Genomic DNA, 16,440 nt, shown 5'->3' with positions numbered 1-16,440 from the left:
GTACCATTGCAGTATCGGCGTATCGTCATTTCTCGACCGGAACCTTCATCATGCAGACTTCAGTCACGCCTTCTTCTGTCGCCGTTCGCCCGCCATGGCGCTGGTTGTTCCCGATGTTGCTGGTGCTGGCGCTGTCGGGATGCGGCATCAACAACATTCCGACGCTGGACGAGAAGGTGAAGTCGGCCTGGGCACAGGTCGAGAACCAGTATCAGCGCCGCGCGGACCTGGTGCCCAACCTGGTGGAGACGGTCAAGGGCTATGCCAAGCAGGAGCGGGAAACCCTGACCGCGGTGGTCGAGGCGCGAGCCAAGGCGACTTCGATCCAGGTCGATGCCGATACGCTGAACGATCCTCAGCAGTTGCAGCGATTCCAGAAGGCGCAGCAGCAGTTGACCGGTGCCCTGAGCCGGTTGATGGCGGTGTCCGAGCGCTATCCCGACCTGAAATCGAACCAGAACTTCCTGGCTTTGCAGTCGCAGTTGGAAGGTACCGAAAACCGCATCGCGGTGGCGCGGCGCGATTTCATCAATGCGGTCGAAGCCTACAACACCGAGATACGCACTTTCCCCGGCAAGATCTGGCATAGCCTCCTCTACAGCGACATGCCGATCCGCGAGAATTTCGAGGCCACGACGGAGAATGCCGATCAGGCACCTCAGGTGACGTTCTGATGCGACGCTTGCTATCGCTATCGCTCTTCTGGCTGTTGTTGGCCTGCGCCCTGGTGGCGCAGGCCGCGCCGGATTTTCCCGAGTTGACCGGCCGGGTGGTGGACAATGCCGAATTGCTGGATGCGCAGGCGCAATCACGGCTCGAGTCCACGCTGGCGGCGCACGAAGAGGCCACGGGCGAGCAGGTGGTGGTCGTCACGTTGCCGGATCTGCAAGGCGAAACCATCGAGGATTATGGCTATCAGCTCGGTCGTCACTGGGGCATCGGTCAGCAGGGCAAGGACAACGGAGCCTTGCTGATCGTGGCAATGCAGGAGCGCGCCGTGCGTATCGAGGTCGGCTACGGCCTGGAAGGCCGGCTGACCGATGCGCAGTCCTCGATGATCATCAACCAGATCATCACGCCCGCCTTTCGCCAGGGCGATTACAGCGGCGGCATCACCCAGGGCGCGGATGCCATCATCAAGGTGTTGGGCGGCGATCCGCTCGCCGAGCAGCCGAACGAGCAAGCCCCGTCCCGTACGGAATCGCATGGACTCGCCAATGCCGGCCTGTGGTTCTCCATCCTGCTGGTGATCATGGTCATTATCGTCCGTAGTGGCGGAGGCGGCGGCGGTGGAGCGGGAGGCCGTCGCCGACGTCGCGGTGCCTTGGGCGGCGTGCTGATGGGCGGTGCCATGGGGGGCGGCTTCGGCGGCGGTGGTGGTTTTGGCGGCGGCGGCGGTGGTTTCGGTGGTGGCGGCGCTTCAGGCGGTTGGTGATCGGAGAACGGGCAGAGATGGCACTACTGAGCGAAAACGAACAGCGTCAGGTTGGCGAGGCGATCAGCCGTATCGAGCGCGATACCGATGCCGAGATCGTCACCGTGCTGGCGCGTCAGGCGGACGACTACCGCTATATCCCGCTGCTGTGGGCCGGGCTGGTGGCGCTGGTGGTGCCGGGGGCGATCAACTTCTTCCCGCAATGGCTGGGCGCGGGACAATTGCTGGTGGTGCAGTGGGGTGTCTTCGTGGTGATGAGCCTGATCTTCCGGCTGCCTGCGGTGACCACCCGCCTGATTCCCCGTCAGGTACGCTTCTGGCGCGCCTCCAACTTGGCCAGGCGCCAGTTTCTGGAGCACAACCTGCATTACACCGAAGCCGGTACCGGTATGCTGATCTTCGTTTCCGAGGCCGAGCGCTACGTGGAAATTCTGGTCGACCGGGGGATCTCGAGCCGGCTGGGCGACGACGAGTGGGCGCAGATCGTGGCCACTTTCACTGCCCAGGTGAAGAATGGCCAGACCCTGCAGGGATTCCTCGACTGCATCGGGCGCTGCGGCGCGCTGCTCAAGGTCCATGTGCCGGCGACCCACGAGCGCAACGAGCTGCCCGATCGCCTGATCGTGCTGGATTGACCCGAACGTTTGCTTGAGCTGGATACGACAACGCCACCGNNCGGTGGCGTTGTCGTTTTCGCTTAGACGTTGCCGTTGGACGTGCCGCCACCGCTGCGGCGCTGGCCTCCCCGCGAGCGCCGACGGCGAGGGGCCGTGGTATCGGTGCTACGATTGCCACCTTCGCCCCGATTGCCGCGGTTATCGTCTTGCGAGCGACGCTGGTTCGACGCTGCGCCACGGTTACTGCTGCTGCGGCGTGCATCGTCACCACGTCCGCCACCACCGTGACTGCGCCGCTGACCATTACCGCCGTTACCGCGACGCTGGCCGCCACGGGGCGGGCGATCTTCGTTTTCGTCGACCTTCGGGCCGCCGCCTGGCGTCGGCTCGAAGCCTTCCACCGCTTGGCTGTTCAGACGCTGGCTGATCAGGCGCTCGATGCCGGCCAGTTCCTTCTTCTCGTCCAGGCTGACCAGCGACACGGCCTGGCCACTGGCGCCGGCGCGCCCGGTACGGCCGATGCGATGGACGTAGTCCTCGGGCACGTTGGGCAGTTCGAAATTCACTACCTGCGGCAACTGATCGATATCGAGCCCGCGGGCGGCGATGTCGGTGGCGACCAGGGCGCGAATGCCGCCACTCTTGAAATCGGCCAGCGCCTTGGTGCGCGCGTTCTGGCTCTTGTTGCCGTGAATCGCAGCCGCCTCGATACCCTGGCCCTCGAGATACTTGGTCAGACGGTTGGCGCCGTGCTTGGTGCGGGTGAAGACCAGCACCTGCTGCCATTGATGAGTCTGAATCAAATGCGACAGCAAGGCCGGCTTGCGGCTCTTGTCCACCGGATGAACCCACTGGGTCACCGTGGTGGCGGCGGTATTGCGCGGCGTCACCGAGACTTCCACCGGATCGTTGACCAGGCCCTTGGCGAGGTTGCGGATATCGTTGGAGAAGGTCGCCGAGAACAGCAGGTTCTGGCGCTGCTTGGGCAGCACGGCCAGAATCTTGCGAATGTCGTGGATGAAGCCCATATCGAGCATACGGTCGGCTTCATCGAGCACCAGCACTTCGAGCTTGTCGAAGCGAACCACTTTCTGCTGGTAGAGGTCGAGCAGGCGGCCCGGCGTGGCCACCAGGATATCGACGCCCTGACGCAGCGTCGCGATCTGCGGATTGATCTTGACCCCGCCGAAGACCACCGCGCTTTTCAGCGGCAGATGCTTGCCGTAAGTGGCGACGCTTTCGCCGACTTGTGCCGCAAGTTCGCGCGTCGGCGTCAGGATCAGCGCGCGCACCGGGATCTGTGAGCCGCCGCGGGGGCGCTCGCCTTGGGACAGGCGGTGCAGGATCGGCAGGGTGAAGCCCGCCGTTTTTCCGGTGCCGGTCTGTGCGGCCGCCATCACATCCCGCCCCTCGAGTACGGCGGGAATCGCTTGGGACTGGATCGGGGAGGGGGTGTCGTAGCCCTGTTCGGCAACGGCTTTCAGCAACGGGGCGCTCAGGCCCAGTGAGGCAAAACTCATTCGGTATTCTCTAGGTCGCGGCGAATGGCGAAGCGAAGCGGCTACGCTCTACCGGGGAATGCCAGTACTGGCTGATGCGCCTGGAGGCGGCAAATAGGAGGGTCGTCAACTCTTTCAGCTTCGCGTGACAACGGTCAGACAGGTAAGGCAATGGTGGGGCAGCTTAACGCATGTGGGTGTCAACCGCTATCCCGACGACGGCATCCGCGGCAATTCGGTGCTGCAACAGCATCCGGCCGACAGAAGATAGCGGAACCTGATCGGGCCGAGGGCGCGGCCCGAAGGCGAAGTGAAGACTGACTGGGGCGGGAGCGGAAAGCGGGCTACGCTGAGTTTGTTGGATCATGGAGGGTCGCGAGCCGAAACGCTGAACTGAGGGTCTGATACGTTAGAGGACCGCCCACGCTCAACAACAAGGAGACGTTCGATCATGCCGAATCCCTGGAGCTCATGGGGTTGGCTCGGCGCCGTCGGCCTGGGCCTGATGTTGCCGCTGGGAACGACCGATGCCGCTGAATCGATGCAAGGTTCGACGCTCTGCACCAAGATCCCGGTACCCTGTGACGCAGTAATCGCCCACCGCGGCGCATCCTACCAGGCGCCGGAGTCGACCAGACCGGCTTACCTGCTGGCGCGCGATCTGGGCGCCGACTATCTCGAGCTCGACCTGCAACGGACCCGGGATGGCGTGCTGGTCGCCGTGCACGACAATACGTTGGGCCGCAACACCAACGTCGCCGAGGTTTTTCCGGACCGCGTCGATGCGCCGGTATCGAGCTTCACCCTCGACGAACTCAAGCAGCTGGATGCCGGCAACTGGTTCAACGAGGCCTATCCGGATCGCGCCCGGGACGACTATGCCGGGCTCAAGATTCTGACTCTCGACGAAGTGATCGATATCGCCGAAGGGGGCGAGAATCATCCCGGTCTCTACATCGAGACCAAGGTTCCCGAACAGTTCCCCGGTATCGAAAAGGACCTGCACGAGAAGCTGGAATCCCGCGGCTGGTTGGGAGATGCAGCCAAGTCGCGCCCAGCCGCAAAAGGTGCGGTGAAAGTGGGCGACGGCCCGGGCCGCATCGTGATGCAGACTTTCTCCAGGGCCAGCCTGGAGGCGCTGGAGCAGGAATTGCCGCATGTGCCGCGCGTGTTGCTGCTGTGGCTGGGTGACGGCGGCATCGAAGCGGCGCCGAGCGAGCCCCAGGGTGACAACGAAAGCGATGCCGACTACTACGCGCGCCAGAAGGTCGCCTCGCCCGAGGCCTATCAGGCATGGCTCGACTTCGCCAAGCAGCATGGCGCCATCGGCGTCGGCCCGTCGGCGCTGCAGTCCGAGCATGACGGTCCGTTCAGCAGCCGATTCAGCTATGCGGATCTGGCGGAGCCCTGGATGGTCGGCATGGCCCATGACGACGGCTTGCTGGTGCATCTCTATACTGTCGATGACGCCGAGGATTTCGAGCGTTATCGGGAACGTGGTGTCGACGGCTTCTTCACCAACCGGCCGGCGCAGTTGCTGGAGTTTTACGGGCAGCCGTCTCAGGATCAGAACGCGATTCTCGATCGATACGGCTATTGAGCCGTCACGACGCCTCGGGTACCGGCTTGGCGTCGGTGTCCGACACTCCGATTTTCTGCTCGAGGATTTGATTCATGGAAGCTTTGCGGCCCCAGGCCCAGCCCAGCGTGCAAGTCGACAATGATCGGGTTCGGGTCACCGAGTGGCGCTTCCCACCTGGCGCGGAGACCGGTTGGCATCGCCACGAGCACGACTACGTAGTGGTACCTCAGACCACCGGCAAGCTCGAACTGGAAACCTTGGACGGCCATACGTTCTCGACCCTGGAAGCCGGCGTTTCCTATTACCGTCCGGTGGGGGTCGAGCACAACGTGGTCAACGACAACGATTTCGAATTCGTCTTCGTTGAGATAGAGATCAAGTAAATCGGCGCTCCGTAAGACGATGGCGCCGCCGCGATCCGTGGAAGATAATCGCGCCTCGGTTATCCTCCCTTCGTTACGGTATCGCCAGATGACTCAATCTCACGTCCACGGCGGGCGATATTAGCGTTCTATATCGGCGCGGCTCCTGGGTGGCTAAAAGCGTTGCCTACCAGCATAGCGGGTCTGGCACACGCGCAGACGTTGTCCTACAACCGCATGTTGTGGTTGAGAATATGGACCGCTTCGAGCAGTAGTGGTGCGAGCTTGTCCTCGAAGTCGGCGGGGGACCAGTCGCTGATCGAGCCGGCAATATGCAGCGCAGCGATAGGCTGGCGTTGGGCATTGATAATGGCGGCGCCGAGGGTCAATTCTCCGGGGACGCTTTCCTGCACGGCGAGGGCGTAGCCGCGTTCTCGCGTCTTGCATACTTCGGCGCGGATGCGCTCGGGATCGAGCAGGGTATACGGTGTCAGCGGCGTTAGCTCGGAGCGGGCCAGGATATCGTCGATATGTGCCTCGTCCAGCTTTGCCATAATCGCTCGTCCGCCAGCAGTGCAGTGCAGCGGCATGCGTCGGCCAACCAACGAGGCACCCGGATAGTCATGCCTGCTGGGCTGGCGGATGGCGTAGAGAATGGTCGTGTCATCGAACAGGCTCAGGTTGACCCTTTCGTTACAACGCTGACGCAGCGCCAGGACAATGGGGGTCGCCCTTTCTATCAGTGGATCGGCGCGCAGATAGAAGTAGGAAAGCTCTAGTGTCTTTTTCCCCAATGAGTAACGGCGCGTCTGCTCATGTTTTTCCAGCAGGCCGAGCTTGGTTAGCGTATGGGTGAAGCGCTGTACGGCGCTTTTATCTAAACCGCTGGCAATCGCAATTTCGCTCAGGCTTTGCGATTGAATACCAGAAGAAAATGTGTAAAGCACGGTCATTGCTTTCTCAAGCGAGGCCACGAAGAGTCGGTCTTGAGTCATCTAATACTCCTTTCTTTGTATTGCATTGCAATACACAAAATCATATAGCGATGTTGCAAATTGCTTTAAGATTCTATAAACCAAGAGTTGATCGTTGCTCCACGATGAAAGAGCGATACAAGTGGCAACGGTGATACAGGCAAACAACAACGATAGACAGCTTGGAGAACTCGATATGGTGGATACCGTAATCGATCAGCATGATACCGGTATGGCTTCGGTATTGCCCGGCGACGAAGAAGCGCGTCGTCAGGCTCTGGGGCGCAAAGCGGTAATCGCTGCTGCGATGGGTAACATTCTTGAATGGTATGATTTTGCGATCTACGGCTTCATGGCCTCGATCATCGCCCAGCACTTTTTCCCCGCCGAAAACGCAGCCTCGTCACTGCTGGCGACTTTTGCGGTATTCGGTGTCGGCTTTCTGATGCGGCCGTTGGGTGGCGTGCTGATCGGTCGCTTAGCCGACGTCAAAGGCCGCAAGGTGGCACTGCTGGTAACACTGTTCTCGATGGCTTGCAGCACCGTAGTGATAGGGCTGGTGCCGTCGTTCGAGACGATAGGTATCGCCGCTCCCATCATTATCGTGTTGGCCCGTCTGGTGCAGGGCTTCTCCGGCGGCGGCGAGTGGGGCGGTTCCACCGCCTTCATGGTCGAATGGGCGCCGCGGGGCAAACGCGGCTTTTACGGCAGCTTCCAGCAAAGTAGTCTCGCGATCGGCATGCTGCTCGGTTCGGCCGTGGCGGCACTGACCGGCACGCTGTTGGGCGCGGAGGCCCTGAATGATTGGGGTTGGCGCATTCCCTTTCTGTTAGGCGGCGTGCTTGGGCCGGTCGGACTCTATCTGCGCCGCAATATCGATGAATCGCCCGCCTATGAAGCCGTGCAGGCCGAGGCGAACGATACGTCTCAGCAACAGGCCGAAAACGTGACGAACTCGTCGCTCAAGCGCGCGGTACGCGCGTTCGGCTTCACTATCATGTGGACAGTGTCTTACTACACCATGCTGACCTACATGCCGACCTTCATCCAGCACTATGCGGGCATGGAGGCATCGGCAGCACTGTGGTCGAACACCATCGGCCTGATCGTGTTAGTGCTTGTCGTGCCGCTGATGGGAGCATTGTCCGATCGGGTCGGTCGTAGACCATTGCTCTTGCTGTGCTGCGCAAGCTTCGTGATCTTGCCCTATCCGCTATTCAAGTGGCTGCTCAGTGAGCAGACGTTCTTGATCGTCATGCTGGTACAGATCATTTTTGCGTTGATGATCTCGCTGGTTTCCGGCCCAGGTCCTGCGGCGATCGCCGAAATGTTTCCGACCCGTACCCGTTCGACCTGGATGTCGGTGGGCTATAGCCTGGCGGTAACCATTTTTGGCGGCTTCGCACCTTTCATCGCCACGCTCTTGATCGAACAGACCGGTACGCCGATCTCTCCGACCTACTACTTGATTGCCGGGGCGCTGGCGTCTGCCTTTTTCATCTGGACCATGCGCGAGACAGCGCATGTCGATCTCCGCTGAGGAGGGTGGTAAACCCATGAACATCGATTTCAACGCCAGACGCATCGCGGTGGTCGGCGCGGCGCAGGGCATCGGTCGTGCGATTGCGCTCGCCTTTGCCGCGCGTGGGGCTTATGTGTGGGCCTGCGATCTCGCCGTGGCGAGGGTGCAGGCCTATATCGATGAGGCCGATAGTCTGTCCGGCATTATTGTGGCGCTGCGCGTCGATGTGACCTCCGAGTCCTCCGTCGAAGAGTTGTTCACAGCTTTGCAGCAGGAGGGTGATGTCGATGCGCTGATCTATGTGGCGGGCGGCATGTGCGGTCAGATTCCGCAACCGATCGAGGAGGTCTTGGCCGGGCAGTGGCGCCAGATCGAGGACGTCAATCTGTTTGGTGCTTTCTTGAGCGTGCGTGCCGTAGCCGCAGGTATGAAAGCGCGCAAGGCCGGACGGATCATTATCGTGTCGAGCCGCGCTGGACTCGCCACCAGCCTGACTGGCATACAGAGCTACTGCGCCGCCAAGCACGGCCAGACGGGGCTGGTCAAACAGCTGGCGCAGGAATTTGCGCCCAGCGGCGTGACGGTCAATGCCGTGGCACCGGGATTCATGAAGACCAATCCTGATGCCCAACGCCAGTGGGACGGCTATACGCCTGAATTTCAGCGTGGGTTTTCGGCTCAACTGGTGGCGGGCCGGCTAGGCGAGCCCGAGGATATCGCCCATGCAGTGATGTTCCTGGCTTCCGACTATGCCGGCTGGATCACCGGGCAGACGCTGCCGGTGACCGGGATGCCGCTCGTCTAGTTGAGCAGGGAGACAAACTGTACCTTCATCAAAGAGCATTCAAAAACAAGGAGAGCGTGTCATGACTTCAGTGGACAAAAAACCATGGCAGTGGGAGGAGGCGGAGTGGCGTGACAAGGTCGAGCGCGTGCGTGCCGGCGCGCTGCTGCGACCGCAGCGGTGGAAGAATGGTGCGCGCTGCGCCGTGGCGCTGTCGTTCGACTCCGATCACGAAACCAGTGAGCTGCGCGAGGGCGGTCAATCGATCGGACGGCTCAATTGGGGACAGTATGCCAACCGCGTCGGTGTGCCGCGGATTCTGCGTTTGCTCGAAAAGTATGACGTGCCGGCCACCTTCTACGTTCCGGCAGTAGTAGCGATGCTACATCCCGACGAGCAGCGCGACATTGTCAGGCGGGGCCATGAGATCGGTCTGCATGGCTGGATCCATGAGTTGAACTCGGTGCTTGGCTACGAGGATGAAAAGGATCTGTTGATGCGTGCCTCCGAGACGCTGGAGCGCATTACTGGCATCAAACCGGTCGGCATGCGCACGCCGTCTTGGGATTTCAGCCCGCATACGTTGGCTATTGCGCGCGAAATGGGGTTGCTATACGACTCGTCGCTGATGGCTGACGAGGATTGCTATGAACTCCTGCTGTCGGGCGAAAGGACTGGCGTGATCGAACTGCCGGTAGAGTGGGTGCGCGACGATGCGGTCTATTTCATGATGCACCGTTTCCAGTCGCTCAGGCCTTATACGCCGCCGAGCGACGTGTTCGATATTTTTCGGCGTGAGTTCGACGCCGCTTGGGAGGAAGGCGGCATCTTTCAACTGACGATGCACCCTCATATTATCACCTACCGTTCGCGCATCTGGATACTCGAGGAACTGATTCGCCATATCCAGGCTCGCGGCGACGTCTGGTTTGCCACTCACCGCGACGTGGTGAGCTGGGCGCGCGACCACGCGGAGTAACGATCATGGCGCAACTCGACAATAAGATCGCTATCGTTACTGGCGCCGCCTCGGGAATCGGTCTGGCAACGGCACTCAAGTTCCTTGACGAAGGTGCCTGTGTTCTGGCAGCGGACAGAACGCCTGTTCCCGAGACGCTTGCCGGGCATTCATGCTGCCATGCAGTGCCGCTCGACCTATGCATTGCGGGTGCGACCGATCGAGTCGTCGCTGCGTGCATCGAGGCGTTCGGGCGCGTTGATATCCTGGTTAACAATGCCGGTATCGGCAATGCCCGGCCGATAGAGGAGACCAGTGATGACGATTTTGAACGCTACTTCGCAATCAATCTGAAGGTGCCATTTCAGCTGAGCCGTCTGGTTATTGGTCAGATGCGCCGACAAGGGCAGGGCGGAACGATCACCAATATGTCATCGGTGTTCGGCATAATGGGGGCCGCACGTACGTCGGGCTATGCGCCGACCAAAGCTGCCATGGTCGGTCTGACGATGCAGCTTGCCGCCGAATATGGTCGTGACGGTATTCGTGTCAATGCCATTGCACCGGGAGCCATCGAGACTCCAATCACTCGCGAGCGTATTCACGGCAATCCCTGGTATCGACGTATGATGATCGAGGGCTCGCCAATGGGACGTACTGGAACGGCGGATGAAGTCGCCAGTGCCTGCTTGTTTCTTGCCTCCGAGGCCTCCAGCTTCATTACCGGCGTGACGCTACCAGTAGATGGCGGCTGGACGACAACCAAGTTCATGCCTGAACCGCTCTGACGCTTTACTTCTGCAACACGCCAATCCGCCATAGGAACAACCCGATGGCGGATCGTTTTCACGTGCATGTGTCGATGGCTAAAGGTGAGTGTGTTTAGGATGATTAAGAGTTGCATGTCGTTTGGCTGCGACATGTCCGGCTTGACGATTAAGGAAGCGCCGCATAAATGCCTTAATTTTTCTTATGTTCTTAGCTTGGTTACCGCTCTAATTATTTCAAATAAAGCTTGGACATATGAACTGTAATATTAATTGCTTGTAAATGATGAGGAACATGACAAATGTCACGGATGTCCCCTGGAGTGATGGCTCAGACAGCCTGCGATTGGCTCGCCGAACAACGGGAAGCGATGACCGAGTGCCTGAAGACGCTGGTGAATATCGATTCCAACAGCTACGACAAGGCCGGTACCGACGCGGTGGCCGACGTCATCGTCGAGTGGCTGGAAGCCGACGGCATTGCGGTGTCGCGAACGCCGCGACCGGAAGCCGGGGACATCCTCGAAGCGAAATTGCCCGGCACTGGCGGTGATGCGGCGAGCGGCCATGTGCTGCTGATGGGCCACCGCGATACCGTGTTTCCCACCGGCACGGTGGCGGAGCGCGGTTATACCCAACGGGGCGATCTCGCCTATGGGCCCGGTGTCGCCGACATGAAATCGGGGCTGGTACTCAATGTCTTCGTGTTGCGGGCGCTGACGCGTCTCGACCCGCTGCCGTTCCCGGTGCATGCCCTGTTCACCGCCGACGAGGAGATCGGCTCCCGCGATGGCACCGCCTTCATTCGCGAGGCAGCGGCGGGGGCGCGGGCCGTACTCAATGCCGAACCCGGCAGGATCAGCGGCAACGTGGTCACTGCGCGCAAGGGCGGGGCGGCGTTGCTGATCGAGGTCGAAGGCCGCGCCGCTCACTCCGGCGTCAGTCACGCCGATGGCGCCAGCGCGATCGAGGCGCTGGCACGCAAGATCGTCAAGCTGCATGCCCTGACCGACTACGCCAGCGGCGTGACCACCAACGTCGGTTTGATCGAAGGCGGTGTCTCGCGCAATACCGTGGCGCCGATGGCTAAGGCGCAACTGGATACGCGCTTCGTCACCAACGAACAGCGCAGCGAATTGCTTGCCAGGATCGAAGCGATCGTGGCCGAGGAGGAGATTCCCGGCACCCGGGCCACGGTTCGCCAGACTTCCGGCTTTCTGCCGATGGAGCCGGCCATGAGCGAGGCGCTGTTCGCGCGTTACCAGGCCCAGGCGGAAAAGCTCGGCTTCAGCGTCGACGGCGAGTTCACCGGCGGCTGTTCGGATGCCGGCACCACCGCCAGCATGGGCATTCCCACGCTCTGCGGTACCGGTCCGGTCGGCGCCAAGATGCATACAGATGATGAATACTGTCGGCTGGAGACCTTCGTACCGCGGGCGCAGGCGGTGGCGGCGACGATTCTCGACCTGGCCCGCGATTCGCGAACGTGAGATCGGCGCATGGCGGAGCGGGAAGCCGTTCCGTGTTGCTGTCACTGCCGGCCTTCAATCGCGCTTGGCAAAGCGATCCGTTGCTTTGACCAGCGCAGCCATGATGTCGGGTTCGCTGAAGGCATGGCCGGCGGCTTCGATGATTTCCAGTTGCGCTTCCGGCCAGGCTTGCGAGAGGTCCCAGGCGTTTCGTAGCGGGCAGACCATATCGTAGCGGCCATGGATGATGACCCCGGGGATGCCCTTCAGGCGATCCGCCTGGCGCAGCAGCTGATCGTCGAACTCGAAGAAGCCCCGGTTGATGAAGTAGTGATTCTCGATGCGGGCGAAGGCCAGCGCGAAGTGGTCCTCGGCGTGCGAGGCGGTGGCGTCGACCGGCATCAGCCGCGAGGTTTCTCCCTCCCACACGCTCCAGCGACGGGCGGCTTCGAGCTGGCATTCGCGGTTGTCGCCATTGAGTAGTTCATGAAAGGCGGCAATCACGTCGTCGCGCCGCGCCTCGGGCAGAATCTCCACCAGCCGTGCCCACTTCTCGGGGAACATGTTGCGCGCCCCGCTCTTGTAGAACCAGTCGAGTTCCTGCTGGCGCATGGTGAAGATACCGCGCAGCACCAGTTCGCTGACCCGCTCGGGGTACCGTTCGGCGTAGGCGAGTGCCAGCGTCGAGCCCCAGGAACCGCCGAATACCTGCCATTTTTCCGCGCCGATCATCTCCCGCAGGCGTTCCATGTCCTCGACCAGGTGCCAGGTGGTGTTGTTGTCTAGACTGGCGTGGGGGGTCGAGCGACCGCAGCCGCGCTGATCGAACAGCAGGATGTCGTAGCGTTCGGGATCGAACAGCTGGCGATGGATCGGCTTGCAGCCGCCGCCCGGGCCGCCGTGAAGAAAGACCACCGGCTTGCCGTCGGGATTGCCGCAGCGCTCCCAATAAATCCGGTGGCCGTCGCCGGTTTCCAGTTGGCCTGTCGTATGCGGTTCGATAGGCGGGTAGAGGGCATTCGATTGGGACATGATTGACCTTGTTGAAGAGCGGCGCCGTCTCGGCGCGATCGTGTTGTCGAATATCGGATCATATAGGCCCCGCGGAAATGAGGCCAAGGGGCATAAGGGCAAGCCGGTAAATCAGGCAGTCGGACGGATGAGTATTCGTCCATGGGTGCGGCCGTCGATCATCGCCTGGGCCTTGTCGGCGATCGCTTCCAGGGCGATCTCTTCGACGGCCATGCGCTCGAACATGAGGTGGGGCAGGGAGGCAATGCGCTGCCAGGCGGCGCGCCGCCGTTCGAAGGGGATGTAGGCACTATCGACCCCGAGCAGCGAGGCACCGCGCAGGATGAACGGCATGACCGTAGTGGGCAGCGCGCTGTCACCGGCCAGCCCCACGGTGGCGATTCTGGCGTAGTAGCGGCCCTGGGCCAGTAGCGTGGCCAATACCGGTCCGCCCAGGGCGTCCACGGCGCCGGCCCAGCGCTGTTTCTCCAACGGACGCGCCTTAGCCTCGAAATCGGCGCGCGGCAGCAGTTCGCTGGCGCCCAGCTCGCGCAGCCAGTCATTGCGCTCGGGTTTGCCGGTGATGGCATGCACTTCGTAACCGGCATGGGCCAGCATCTGCACCGCCCAGCTGCCGACGCCGCCGCTGGCGCCGGTCACCGCCACCGGACCATCGCCGGGTTCGAGCCCGGCTTCCTCGAGCCGCATCAAGGCGAGCATCGCGGTCAGGCCGGCGGTGCCCAGCAGCATCGTCTGGCGCGTGGAAAGTGGGCCGGGGCAAGGTACCAGCCAGTCCGGGTCGATGGTCATGCGCTCGGCGAAGCCGCCCCAGTGACTCTCGCCGACACCCCAGCCGGTCAGAATCACCTTGTCGCCCGGCTCGTAGCGATCATCATCGGAATGCGCGACGCTACCGGCAAAATCGATTCCCGGCACCAGCGGATAGTGGCGTACGATCGGACCGCTACCGGTGACCGCCAGCGCGTCCTTGTAGTTCAGGTCGGAGTAGTCGATGTCGACGGTGACGGCATGCTCGGGCAACCGGGCGGCATCGAGCATCTCGACCCGGGCGCGGGGCTCGTCATCGTAGACCAATAGAGCACGTGGCATGGTGAACCTCGAAATGAGTGACGCAGAGAAACCGTTTCCCGACCGGATAGGCCGAGGATGCATTCGTTATATCACGGTAGCTCCGCGTCGATGATGTCGCCATGCGCCTCTGCTACCATCGTCGACAAACACTATTGTCGCCAAACGGGCGGGGCGGGAGTGCGCTGCCGGTCGGGCTTCACGATTCTTATGAGGGCGGTCGTCGCAGCGACCGCGACACGCATCCATGAAATCTCGCGATACCGGCTTTCGCCATCTGATCTACTCCACGGGTTATTCGCTGAAGGGGCTGGTGGCGGCGTTTCGCAACGAAACCGCCTTTCGCCAGGAACTGGCGCTGTGCATCGTCCTGGTACCCTTCGCCTGGTGGATCGGCAAGAACCCGATCGAGTGGCTGGCGTTGGTCGGAAGCTGCATCTTCGTACTGATCGTCGAGCTTCTCAACAGCGCCGTGGAGACGGTGGTCGACCGCATCGGTCCCGAGCATCACGAGCTTTCCGGGCGCGCCAAGGATATCGGCTCGGCGGCGGTGATGCTGTCGCTGGGGATGGCGGCGGTGACCTGGGGGTTGTTGGCGTGGGACAAGTTCTTTGGTTAGGCTATGTACGCAAACTGCCTGCGCTCGGCCATACGGCGTTAAAAATCAGCTCAAAATACTCATTTACACCCCGTAAACTCCGTCTTTTCGTTGATTTTTGCCTTGTCTGACCGTCGCTCGCCGACTTTTCGCACATAGCCTAGCCGCCGTCGGGCAGATCCCCTGAAAAGTCCACGTCGCGCCAGATGCCGGCGTCGTCGACATCGATCAGAACCATCGCTTGGCGATGCCGAGCCACGACCTCTCTAGCGCCTTCGCCACCTTCGAGACTAGCAAGCTCTTCCCAAAAGTTTCTGCCGAACAGCACCGGATGACCTCTGCGGCCGGCGTGCTGCGGGATCACGATCCGCCCGGCCTCGGCGTGGCGATTGAGCCGCTCGCAGGTTCGCATCGTGAGCCATGGCATGTCGGCGAGGATGACCGCAGCGGCAACCGCCGTCTCGCCGTGCCGGTTCAGTTCACGAAAGGCATCGCCCAGGCTGGCTCCCAAACCGCGCTCGGCATGCGGCGCTTCCAGGCATCGGAGTGTGCCGACGAGCTCTGAATCCAACCAGGCAAGCGGCTCGCCGGGGCGCACGACGAGACATACCCGTGGATAGGCGGGAAGGATCGCCCCGAGGATCGTCGCCAGCATCGTGCGGCCATCCGCCATGACGTGGCGGCGTTTGTCGCTGCCGAAGCGACTGGCCACGCCGGCGGCCATGACCAGCGCGACCACCTCGCGACGCTCGGCATCACAGCTCATGGCGCGCCTTGCCGCGACGCACGCGCAGGATGTCGGCGACCACCGCCAGGGCGATTTCGGCCGGGGTCTTGCTGTCCAGGTCGAGACCGATCGGCATGTGCAGCCTGGCGATGGCGTCGTCGTCCAGGCCGCCGGAGCGCTTGAGCCGCTCGGCGCGCTTGGCGGAGGTACGCTTCGAACCCATCACGCCGATGTAGAAAGCCGGCGTGCGCACCGCCTCGATCATCGCCAGGTCGTCGATGCGCGGGTCGTGGGTCAGCGCGACTACCGCCGTGGCGGCGTGGCAGCCACCTGAAGCGATGAACAGCGACGGCAGTACCGATTGCACCTCGACGCCGTCGACAGGGAAATCCCGGCGCGCTTCGTCCCGGGGATCGCAAACGATCACTTCGAACCCGAGGGCGCGGGCGAACTCGGCGCAGAATTGCGACACCGGCGAGATGCCGGCGATGATCAGCCGTAGCGCCGGGCCGACGCGGAGCTGGACGATCGGGCCGTCGCGCTCGACACGCGGGCCGTTTTCGTCGGCTTCGACGAAGCGTTTGCGACCGCTTTCCAGATCGATCCGGCGTACCAGCGAGCGCTGCCCCAGCAAGGTGGCGTGCAGTACTTCGAGATGGGTCAGGTTCGCGGTGTCCGGTGTCAGGCACTCGACCAGCACGTCGAGGATGCCGCCGCAGGGCAGCGCAACCTGGGGGGACTCGTCGGCCCCTTCACCGTAGCGAACCACCGATAGCGCATCGCCAAAATGCCCTTCGGCGATCTTGCCCAGGAAATCCTCCTCGATACAGCCGCCGGAGAGCGAACCGACGTGCGAACCATCCGCCCGGGCGACCAGCATCGAGCCGGGCTCCCGCGGCGACGAGCCGAAAGTGGCGAGCACGCTGCAGAGCCAGATCGTTTCGCCGGCATTGGCCCACTCGAGAGCGGCTTCGAGGACTTGCAGATCGAGATATTGCATAAGGTGAAGTTCCTGGCGCCAACCGATGGCGTGACGAATATTGACC

17 protein-coding genes are annotated in these 16,440 nt (G+C 62.0%); 11 read left to right on the top strand and 6 right to left on the bottom strand.

The genetic code is table 11. From position 1 onward, the window contains the following. The first annotated feature begins 113 nt into the window (after positions 1–113). Genes DOM57_RS11410 through DOM57_RS11400 form a run of 3 tightly spaced genes read left to right on the top strand, consistent with a single transcriptional unit; the run spans position 114 to position 2,070 of the window. A complete protein-coding gene (locus DOM57_RS11410) occupies positions 114–674 on the top strand; it encodes a LemA family protein (protein ID WP_110649314.1) in 561 nt (186 codons plus the stop codon). Next, a complete protein-coding gene (locus DOM57_RS11405) occupies positions 674–1,435 on the top strand; it encodes a TPM domain-containing protein (RefSeq protein ID WP_110649313.1) in 762 nt (253 codons plus the stop codon). The genes DOM57_RS11410 and DOM57_RS11405 overlap by 1 nt, the downstream gene beginning before the upstream one ends. A 17-nt stretch (positions 1,436–1,452) precedes the next feature. Beyond that, entirely contained in the window at positions 1,453–2,070 is a 618-nt protein-coding gene (locus DOM57_RS11400; RefSeq protein ID WP_110649312.1) for a TPM domain-containing protein, read from the top strand. A gap of 62 nt (positions 2,071–2,132) precedes the next feature. Here DOM57_RS11400 and DOM57_RS11395 read toward each other — a convergent pair whose 3' ends face one another. Continuing rightward, positions 2,133–3,572 carry a DEAD/DEAH box helicase gene (locus DOM57_RS11395; RefSeq protein ID WP_110649311.1) on the bottom strand — a complete coding sequence of 480 codons (1,440 nt, stop codon included), beginning with the start codon at positions 3,570–3,572 and terminating at the stop codon, positions 2,133–2,135. A 430-nt stretch (positions 3,573–4,002) separates the two neighbouring features. Between DOM57_RS11395 and DOM57_RS11390 the strand changes: the two genes are divergently transcribed. Both DOM57_RS11390 and DOM57_RS11385 read left to right on the top strand, forming a co-directional pair. Next, positions 4,003–5,151 carry a glycerophosphodiester phosphodiesterase gene (locus DOM57_RS11390; RefSeq protein WP_110649310.1) on the top strand — a complete coding sequence of 383 codons (1,149 nt, stop codon included), beginning with the start codon at positions 4,003–4,005 and terminating at the stop codon, positions 5,149–5,151. Positions 5,152–5,225: 74 nt separating this feature from the next. After that, on the top strand, positions 5,226–5,516 hold the full coding sequence (locus tag DOM57_RS11385) for a cupin domain-containing protein (protein WP_110649309.1): 291 nt from the start codon (positions 5,226–5,228) through the stop codon (positions 5,514–5,516). Positions 5,517–5,722: 206 nt separating this feature from the next. Here DOM57_RS11385 and DOM57_RS11380 read toward each other — a convergent pair whose 3' ends face one another. Beyond that, a complete protein-coding gene (locus tag DOM57_RS11380) occupies positions 5,723–6,490 on the bottom strand; it encodes an IclR family transcriptional regulator (RefSeq protein ID WP_110649308.1) in 768 nt (255 codons plus the stop codon). Between the two features lie 121 nt (positions 6,491–6,611). On the opposite strand from DOM57_RS11380, the gene DOM57_RS11375 reads away from it, so the two are divergent. The 5 genes from DOM57_RS11375 (at position 6,612) to DOM57_RS11355 (ending at position 11,990) form a co-directional block, all read left to right on the top strand. Next, positions 6,612–8,009, top strand: a complete 1,398-nt coding sequence (locus tag DOM57_RS11375; protein ID WP_204352947.1) for an MFS transporter — start codon at positions 6,612–6,614, stop codon at positions 8,007–8,009. A 16-nt stretch (positions 8,010–8,025) separates the two neighbouring features. Beyond that, complete coding sequence (locus DOM57_RS11370) at positions 8,026–8,796, top strand: SDR family NAD(P)-dependent oxidoreductase (protein ID WP_110649307.1); 771 nt, start codon at positions 8,026–8,028, stop codon at positions 8,794–8,796. Between the two features lie 61 nt (positions 8,797–8,857). Then, positions 8,858–9,754 (top strand): polysaccharide deacetylase family protein, encoded by an 897-nt coding sequence (locus DOM57_RS11365; RefSeq protein ID WP_110649306.1) that lies wholly within the window; start codon positions 8,858–8,860, stop codon positions 9,752–9,754. A 5-nt stretch (positions 9,755–9,759) separates the two neighbouring features. Then, positions 9,760–10,521 carry an SDR family NAD(P)-dependent oxidoreductase gene (locus DOM57_RS11360; protein ID WP_110649305.1) on the top strand — a complete coding sequence of 254 codons (762 nt, stop codon included), beginning with the start codon at positions 9,760–9,762 and terminating at the stop codon, positions 10,519–10,521. Between the two features lie 281 nt (positions 10,522–10,802). After that, positions 10,803–11,990, top strand: a complete 1,188-nt coding sequence (locus DOM57_RS11355; protein ID WP_204352946.1) for a M20 family metallopeptidase — start codon at positions 10,803–10,805, stop codon at positions 11,988–11,990. 54 nt (positions 11,991–12,044) lie between these two features. Here the strand turns inward: DOM57_RS11355 and pip are convergent, their stop codons facing one another. Both pip and DOM57_RS11345 read right to left on the bottom strand, forming a co-directional pair. After that, on the bottom strand, positions 12,045–13,001 hold the full coding sequence (pip, locus tag DOM57_RS11350) for a prolyl aminopeptidase (RefSeq protein ID WP_110649304.1): 957 nt from the start codon (positions 12,999–13,001) through the stop codon (positions 12,045–12,047). A 111-nt stretch (positions 13,002–13,112) separates the two neighbouring features. Beyond that, complete coding sequence (locus DOM57_RS11345) at positions 13,113–14,090, bottom strand: MDR family oxidoreductase (RefSeq protein WP_110649303.1); 978 nt, start codon at positions 14,088–14,090, stop codon at positions 13,113–13,115. A 226-nt stretch (positions 14,091–14,316) separates the two neighbouring features. Between DOM57_RS11345 and DOM57_RS11340 the strand changes: the two genes are divergently transcribed. Next, positions 14,317–14,688, top strand: coding sequence for a diacylglycerol kinase (locus DOM57_RS11340; protein WP_110649302.1), 372 nt, complete (start codon positions 14,317–14,319; stop codon positions 14,686–14,688). 139 nt (positions 14,689–14,827) lie between these two features. Here the strand turns inward: DOM57_RS11340 and DOM57_RS11335 are convergent, their stop codons facing one another. Next, complete coding sequence (locus DOM57_RS11335; protein ID WP_110649301.1) at positions 14,828–15,433, bottom strand: nucleotidyltransferase family protein; 606 nt, start codon at positions 15,431–15,433, stop codon at positions 14,828–14,830. Beyond that, on the bottom strand, positions 15,423–16,394 hold the full coding sequence (locus DOM57_RS11330) for an XdhC family protein (protein ID WP_110649300.1): 972 nt from the start codon (positions 16,392–16,394) through the stop codon (positions 15,423–15,425). The genes DOM57_RS11335 and DOM57_RS11330 overlap by 11 nt, the downstream gene beginning before the upstream one ends. Between the last annotated feature and the right edge of the window lie 46 nt (positions 16,395–16,440).

Source organism: Salinicola peritrichatus, assembly GCF_003206715.1.
Classification (GTDB): Bacteria; Pseudomonadota; Gammaproteobacteria; order Pseudomonadales; family Halomonadaceae; genus Salinicola; species Salinicola peritrichatus.
Note: the sequence above shows the minus strand (reverse complement) of the source record. Positions and strands in the feature narration are given on the sequence as shown.

What these genes read in the sequence shown, in the direction of transcription:
- DOM57_RS11410 (WP_110649314.1), top strand. Translation starts at nt 114, where the DNA reads ATGTTGCTGGTGCTGGCGCTGTCGGGATGCGGCATCAACAACATTCCG.
- DOM57_RS11405 (WP_110649313.1), top strand. Translation starts at nt 674, where the DNA reads ATGCGACGCTTGCTATCGCTATCGCTCTTCTGGCTGTTGTTGGCCTGC.
- DOM57_RS11400 (WP_110649312.1), top strand. Translation starts at nt 1,453, where the DNA reads ATGGCACTACTGAGCGAAAACGAACAGCGTCAGGTTGGCGAGGCGATC.
- DOM57_RS11395 (WP_110649311.1), bottom strand. Translation starts at nt 3,572, where the DNA reads ATGAGTTTTGCCTCACTGGGCCTGAGCGCCCCGTTGCTGAAAGCCGTT.
- DOM57_RS11390 (WP_110649310.1), top strand. Translation starts at nt 4,003, where the DNA reads ATGCCGAATCCCTGGAGCTCATGGGGTTGGCTCGGCGCCGTCGGCCTG.
- DOM57_RS11385 (WP_110649309.1), top strand. Translation starts at nt 5,226, where the DNA reads ATGGAAGCTTTGCGGCCCCAGGCCCAGCCCAGCGTGCAAGTCGACAAT.
- DOM57_RS11380 (WP_110649308.1), bottom strand. Translation starts at nt 6,490, where the DNA reads ATGACTCAAGACCGACTCTTCGTGGCCTCGCTTGAGAAAGCAATGACC.
- DOM57_RS11370 (WP_110649307.1), top strand. Translation starts at nt 8,026, where the DNA reads ATGAACATCGATTTCAACGCCAGACGCATCGCGGTGGTCGGCGCGGCG.
- DOM57_RS11365 (WP_110649306.1), top strand. Translation starts at nt 8,858, where the DNA reads ATGACTTCAGTGGACAAAAAACCATGGCAGTGGGAGGAGGCGGAGTGG.
- DOM57_RS11360 (WP_110649305.1), top strand. Translation starts at nt 9,760, where the DNA reads ATGGCGCAACTCGACAATAAGATCGCTATCGTTACTGGCGCCGCCTCG.
- DOM57_RS11355 (WP_204352946.1), top strand. Translation starts at nt 10,803, where the DNA reads ATGTCACGGATGTCCCCTGGAGTGATGGCTCAGACAGCCTGCGATTGG.
- pip (WP_110649304.1), bottom strand. Translation starts at nt 13,001, where the DNA reads ATGTCCCAATCGAATGCCCTCTACCCGCCTATCGAACCGCATACGACA.
- DOM57_RS11345 (WP_110649303.1), bottom strand. Translation starts at nt 14,090, where the DNA reads ATGCCACGTGCTCTATTGGTCTACGATGACGAGCCCCGCGCCCGGGTC.
- DOM57_RS11340 (WP_110649302.1), top strand. Translation starts at nt 14,317, where the DNA reads ATGAAATCTCGCGATACCGGCTTTCGCCATCTGATCTACTCCACGGGT.
- DOM57_RS11335 (WP_110649301.1), bottom strand. Translation starts at nt 15,433, where the DNA reads ATGAGCTGTGATGCCGAGCGTCGCGAGGTGGTCGCGCTGGTCATGGCC.
- DOM57_RS11330 (WP_110649300.1), bottom strand. Translation starts at nt 16,394, where the DNA reads ATGCAATATCTCGATCTGCAAGTCCTCGAAGCCGCTCTCGAGTGGGCC.